Origin of the sequence: Geobacillus sp. FJAT-46040, from assembly GCF_002335725.1 — a bacterium.
Lineage (GTDB): Bacteria > Bacillota > Bacilli > Bacillales > Anoxybacillaceae > Geobacillus > Geobacillus thermoleovorans.
This window is the reverse complement of the sequence record NZ_NISS01000001.1, coordinates 2,406,398-2,412,611: the sequence shown is the minus strand read 5'-3', so window position 1 is coordinate 2,412,611 and position 6,214 is coordinate 2,406,398. Positions and strand designations below refer to the sequence as shown.

Genomic DNA, 6,214 nt, shown 5'->3' with positions numbered 1-6,214 from the left:
GACCGCGCGCCCCCCTCAGCGTGCACAAAGTTCCCTTTTTGGCGTAAAAGGGGGTTAACAGTTTTTAGGGAAATTCCAAGCGAAAGGTGGTGTTGAACATGGGCCGACGTGCGAAGCCGGTTGACTTGATTTTAATTCAGGGGACAAAGCATTTGACGAAAAAGGAAATCGACGCCCGAAAGGAGGCCGAGGCGAAGCTCCGGCCTAATGATGACAAGGTGAGACCTCCAGGCTGGCTCGACGATGTGGCCAAGAAGGAGTTCAAGCGGATCGTGAAGGAGCTGAAAGAGATTGGGTTGGTCACAAACGTCGATGTAAATGCTCTTGCCTTGTACTGCGATGCGTATTCTAACTATGTAAAGTGCTCGCAGATCATTGAGGAAGAAGGGCTTATGGTCGAATACACAAATAAAGCGGCGGAAACAAACAAAGTACCTCATCCATTGCTCACAAAGAAAAAGCAATTACATGAGCAAATGAAATCGCTGGCCGTCGAATTTGGATTGACGCCAAGCTCTCGGGCAAAACTTGCTTTGCCAAAGGAAGAACCAGAGCAGCCGACGCCGTTTGAACAGGAGTTTGGTAATGTATGAGCCTGAAGCAATGGCTCATTGACTACTCCTATGATGTCATCGACGGCCGGGTGATCGCCTGCCAGAAACATAAATGGGCATGCATGCGTTTTTTACGGGATATCGAAAGGGAAGGGACTGATGGCTTTCCCTATATTTTTGACGAAACGAAAGCGATGCGTTTTCTCAAATGGATGACGCTTTTCAAACACACCAAAGGCGTATTAAAAGGGCAGCATATTCGTCCACATGAAATCCAGGTGTTTGTATTTGGCAATATTTACGGCTGGGTGCATAAGGACACGGACTATCGGCGTTTTAAAAAGGCGTATTGGCAGGTAGGCAGAAAAAACGCAAAGTCGCAAAGTTTGGCTTGCGTAGCCTCATATGAGGCTATGGCATTCGGCGAAAACATGTCGGAAGTATATATCGGCGCGACGAAAACGGAACAGGCAAGGATTGTATGGAAGGAAACCGAAGCTATGTTGGCCGGTTGCCCGGAACTCAAAGGGAAGTACGAAGTGAAATACGGGGCGATCCATCACCTGAAAAGTCGGTCTATTATTCGGCCACTTTCCAAAGAGGACCGGAAGACCGGTGACGGTTTAAACCCGCAATGCGGGATTATCGATGAGTATCACGCCCATGACACGGATGAGATTTACAATATTCTTGACTCTGGTATGATTGCTAGGGCACAGCCGTTGCTAATGATTATCACAACGGCCGGCACGAACTTAAATAATCCTTGCTATCGAAGTGAATACCAATATGTTTCGAAGCTTCTTGATCCGAACAGCCCGGTAGAAAACGATCAATACTTTGCGATGGTCAACGAACTGGATAAAGACGAGGACGGAAATTTGATTGATGACATTAAGGATGAAAAAGCATGGCTGAAAGCGAACCCGATTGCGGCTTCCTATCCGGAAGGGGTAGAAAATATTCGCGCCAAGCTGAAAGAAGCGCTGGAAAAACCGGACAAAATGGACGATTTTTTAACCAAAAACATGAATGTTTGGATCAATAAGCGCGAGCAAGCCTATATTTCGGCCGAGCGCTGGGCGGCCTGCGGCACGGAAAACCTGCCGGATATCAGTGGATTGGATGCGTATGTAGGCGTTGACTTGTCGGCAACGACCGACTTAACGAGCGTTTCCATCGAAATCCCTTTGAATGACGGCAAATTTGTCGTCTTGTCCCACTCGTTCATACCGGAAGAAAAGCTCGATGAGCGGGTCAAGACTGATAAAATGCCGTTCGATCAATGGGTTCGTCAAGGTTGGATCACCGCCACACCAGGAGCGGTCGTCGATTATACGTTTGTGCGCGAATATATCAAGTCAATTGAGCCGACATACGGCGTTTTGGTGAAGGAAATTTGCTATGACAAGTACAATGCGCGGCATTTAATGCAGGAGCTTGAAGCAGATGGCTTCACGACGGTAGAAATTCCGCAGGGGATTCGCTATTTGACGGAGCCGACGAAAAATTTCCGGACAAAAGTGTTTGAAAAGAAGATCATTCACAACCAAAACCCCGTTTTAACATGGGCAGTCGGCAACGCGGTGACACGAAAAGACGCCCAGGAGAACATTATGCTGGATAAATCGAAGAGCACGGACCGGATCGACCCACTGGCGGCGCTTATTAATGCCCACGCCCGGGCGATGTTTGCAAATGTCGAGTCGGTTGACGTATCGGAATTTGCGACCGATGACTTTTTAGACAGACTGTGGGGTTGATAAAGTGAAAAAATTACGGAAAATCTTTCGTGATTACGCGGAAGATTTTTTTATTTTCATTGGTCTAGTGCTTATCAACATCGCGACGTTCCGATTAAGCGTGACGGCAGGGCTGTATATGCTGGGTTTTTCTTGTTTAGCCGTCGGCATTTTTGCAGCGCTGCATCCACCGAAGCGTTATCCGCCGTGAGGGAGGTGAGGAATGAATGTTTTTCCGGCGTGCTTTGGAGCGAAGAAGTACTGAATACACAGAATACAGCCTAAATGATCCGGCGCTTTTAGATTTTCTCGGCCTTTCTCCTGGCGAGGTCAACGTTTATGGGAAAAATGCCCTGAAAGAAGCGACGGTTTACGCTTGTATCAAAATTTTAGCCGAATCGCTGTCAAAGCTCCCATTGAAGATTTATCTCGAGGGCGAAACCGGCGTCAATAAGGCAGTGAAGCACTATTTATATAAGTTGCTAAAGCTCCGTCCCAATCCGTATATGTCAGCTTCTGACTTCGCCAAATGCAATGAGACGCAGCGGAACATACACGGTAATGCATACGTCAACATTGAGACGGACGAAAAGGGCAGAATTGTGGGGCTTTGGCCGATCGATGCGGGTAAAGTGCGCATTTGGATTGACGATATCGGCCTTTTCAGCAGCAAAAACCACATCTGGTATGAAGTCGATGTCGGAACCGAGCGGCGGAAGCTCATGCCAAACGAAATTTTGCACTTTAAAAGTGGTGTGACACTCGATGGCATTGTCGGGGTTCCTCCTCTTGATTATTTGCGGGCGACGGTGGAAAATGCGGCGGCGGCCGGCCGGTTTATCAATAATTTTTACAAGCAAGGGTTGCAAGTGAAAGGAATCGTCCAGTATGTTGGCGATCTAAACCCGGAAGCGCAGAAGAAATTCCGAGAAAAATTCGAGGAAATGTCTTCAGGACTGAAAAACAGTCACCGCATCGCGCTCATGCCGATCGGGTACGAATTTAAGCCGATCAGTTTGACGATGTCCGATGCGCAGTTTCTTGAAAATACGGAGCTAACAATCAGGCAAATTGCAACGGCTTTTGGTATAAAAATGCACCAACTCAACGATTTAAGCCGGGCAACTCATACGAATGTAGCCGAACAGCAACGGCAGTTTTACGTGGATACATTGCTGCCGATTTTAACAATGTATGAGCAAGAGATGACGTATAAATTGTTTCTTGACAGTGAAATTGACGCTGGATATTACGTGAAATTCAACGTTGACAGCATGCTTAGAAGCGACATTAAAACGCGTTATGAAGCGTATGGCATCGGAATTGAGAAAGGTTTTATTACGCCGAACGAGGCGAGGGCATTAGAAGAGAAGCCACCTTTACCTGGCGGTGACCAGCTTGTATTTAATGGTAACGTTATTCCATTGACGATGGCCGGCCAACAGTACATGAAAGGAGGTGGTGACAGTGGGCAATCAAGCACCGAAGGAAATAAAGGAAATTCGGGCGCTTCCGGTGAAAATTGAGGTCCGTCAGTCGGACGAAGAAGAAGAAAAACGCACCATCTCCGGGTCGATCAAGTACAACACGGAAAGCGCGGAGATGCGTGATTGGTGGGGCGACACGTTTGTCGAAGAAATCGCGGCCGGCGCGTTTGATGGAAGCCTAAAAACACGCGGTGTCGTCGGTCTCTGGTCGCATGACACGTCTAAAGTGCTTGGAAGCACGAAAAGTGGGACGTTGCGCCTGGAGAGTACGGAAAAAGAGTTGCGCTTCGAGTTGGACTTGCCGAACACCACAGTCGGCAACGATGCCTGGGAGATGATTAAGCGCGGTGATGTCGATGGTGTATCGTTTGGGATGCGAGTCACAAAAGATAAATGGTCGCAGGTCGATCGCGACGGCAAAAAAATCTACAAACGTTCCATTTTGGATGCGGAACTATATGAAATTTCCCCGGTGGCTTTTCCGGCTTATCCGGCCAATGAAGTGTCTGTCCGGTCGCTTGATGAGTACCGGGAGCAGCAAAAACGCGCCTCGAACGAATACAAAAAACGAAAACTAGCCATCGAGTTAGAGCTGATATAAAACGGCTCTTTTTATTTTGACTATAGGAGGTTGAAAAAGTATGGGTAAAGAACTGCGTGAGATGTTGCAAAAACTGGAGCGGATGAAAGCCGAAGTCCGCGCTCTCTTAGGAGAGGATAAAGTCGATGAAGCTGAAAAACGAATGGAAGAAGTGCGGTCGTTGCAAAAGAAAATCGAGGTACAACGGCAATTAGAGGAAGAGGAGCGCGGTGGATTGGGTCTTGGTGGCGCTTATTCGGCTGGCGCTGAAACTCGCGCTGCTACGAAAGAGGATGCCGAATTGGAACAGGAGTATCGACAAATCTTCATGAAGGCGATTCGCCGGCGCCCGGTTTCTCCGGATGAGCGAAGCATTATCGCAGAATACGAAAAGCGCGCCGTCATGAATGAAGGAGGAGCCAATCCGGCGATCCCTGACGGAGATTCGTCCTTGATCGTTCCAAAAGACATTCAGACGCGCATTAACGAGATTATGAGAGCGCAAAACGACTTGTCTCAATATGTTCGCGTCGAGGAAGTGACCACCTTATCGGGATCTCGCGTGCTGGAGAAAGATGAAACGATGACGCCGTTTGCGTTGATTGATGAATACGGCGTGCTCCCGGAAATGGATAATCCTAAATTCGTGGCTGTCTCGTACTCTGTGAAAAAACGCGGCGGCATCTTGCCGATTACGAACGAGCTTTTAGCTGATAGCGATCAGAATATTATTAATTACATCACGCGTTGGATTGGTAAGAAGGCCGTCGTTACGCGTAACAAGTTGATTACGGATCTCCTGCTGACTATGACTCCGAAAGACTTAGCTGATCTGAAAGCGGTGAAAAAGGTATTTAATGTTGACTTGGATCCGGCTATCAGCTTGAGCAGCATCGTGTTAACAAACCAAGACGGATATAACTGGCTCGACAGCCAACAAGATGCGAACGGTCGTTTCTTGCTTCAGGATGACATTACACAGCCGGGGCGGAAGCTGTTGTTTGGCCGTCCGGTTGTCGTATGTTCCAATCGCTACTTGCCGTCGATCACTGGAACGACGAACAAGGCTCCCATTTTCATTGGGAATCTTGAAGAGCTTATCGTGTTGTTCTCGCGGCGATTCTTTGAGTTGGCGGCAACTAAAGAAGGCGGCGATGCATTTAAACGTGATACGACGGATTTACGTACGATTATGCGCGATGATATTAAATTCTGGGATACCGGCGCGGCTGTATATGGCCAATTGAAACTGAGCTAATGACGGGGGTTATCCCCGTCCCCTTTTATTGGGGGTGATTGTTTTGATTATTACGCTTGATGAAGCGAAGCAATGGCTGCGCGTTGAGCATAGTGACGAGGACGGCTTAATTAGTACGCTGATTAATGCGGCAGAAAAATACTTGTTCAATGCAACAGGGAATACGTTTGACAGTACCAATGAGTTGGCTAAGCTGTTTTGCTATGTGCTAGTGACCGACTGGTACGAAAACCGCGAGATGATCGGCAAAACGAGCGAAAAAGTGCGGCATACGGTCGAGAGCATCGTGGCGCAGTTGACTCATTGCTACGATAGCACAACGACAACGTAGAAAGGGGGAAGGATTCATGAGCGAGAAAACTGAAAAGCGCGTTGAGAAGGAACTCAAAAGCCTTATCTTAGTGTCTCCAGCGGGGCATAAATACGAAGTGACGGTGTCGGATGCGGGAAATTTGATTGTGACGCATAAAGCCAATGAGACATGATGAGGCGGTGATATGACATGGATCCTGGGTTGCTCCGTCACCGCATCACTATTCAACAAAAAACAAGGGTGCAGAACGAATATGGAGAAGAAATAGCGGATTGGGTGG

9 protein-coding genes are annotated in these 6,214 nt (G+C 47.9%); all 9 read left to right on the top strand.

Annotation, left to right across the window (positions count from 1 at the left end; all coding sequences use genetic code 11):
* The first annotated feature begins 98 nt into the window (after positions 1 to 98).
* On the top strand, positions 99 to 593 hold the full coding sequence (locus CD000_RS12755; RefSeq protein WP_096225796.1) for a phage terminase small subunit P27 family: 495 nt from the start codon (positions 99 to 101) through the stop codon (positions 591 to 593).
* A complete protein-coding gene (locus tag CD000_RS12750) occupies positions 590 to 2,317 on the top strand; it encodes a terminase large subunit (protein ID WP_096224891.1) in 1,728 nt (575 codons plus the stop codon). The genes CD000_RS12755 and CD000_RS12750 overlap by 4 nt, the downstream gene beginning before the upstream one ends.
* 4 nt (positions 2,318 to 2,321) lie before the next feature.
* Positions 2,322 to 2,507, top strand: a complete 186-nt coding sequence (locus CD000_RS18495; protein WP_096224892.1) for a hypothetical protein — start codon at positions 2,322 to 2,324, stop codon at positions 2,505 to 2,507.
* Between the two features lie 16 nt (positions 2,508 to 2,523).
* Positions 2,524 to 3,822 carry a phage portal protein gene (locus CD000_RS12740; protein ID WP_096225795.1) on the top strand — a complete coding sequence of 433 codons (1,299 nt, stop codon included), beginning with the start codon at positions 2,524 to 2,526 and terminating at the stop codon, positions 3,820 to 3,822.
* A complete protein-coding gene (locus CD000_RS12735; RefSeq protein WP_233130447.1) occupies positions 3,764 to 4,384 on the top strand; it encodes an HK97 family phage prohead protease in 621 nt (206 codons plus the stop codon). Before CD000_RS12740 ends, CD000_RS12735 begins: the two co-directional genes overlap by 59 nt.
* A 40-nt stretch (positions 4,385 to 4,424) precedes the next feature.
* Positions 4,425 to 5,621, top strand: a complete 1,197-nt coding sequence (locus tag CD000_RS12730) for a phage major capsid protein (RefSeq protein WP_096224889.1) — start codon at positions 4,425 to 4,427, stop codon at positions 5,619 to 5,621.
* A 43-nt stretch (positions 5,622 to 5,664) separates the two neighbouring features.
* Entirely contained in the window at positions 5,665 to 5,952 is a 288-nt protein-coding gene (locus CD000_RS12725; protein ID WP_096225794.1) for a head-tail connector protein, read from the top strand.
* 16 nt (positions 5,953 to 5,968) lie between these two features.
* Positions 5,969 to 6,106, top strand: a complete 138-nt coding sequence (locus tag CD000_RS18490; protein WP_158225536.1) for a hypothetical protein — start codon at positions 5,969 to 5,971, stop codon at positions 6,104 to 6,106.
* Between the two features lie 17 nt (positions 6,107 to 6,123).
* Positions 6,124 to 6,214: phage head completion protein (locus tag CD000_RS19670; RefSeq protein ID WP_483299627.1), on the top strand; the 91-nt coding region annotated here is incomplete at its 3' end.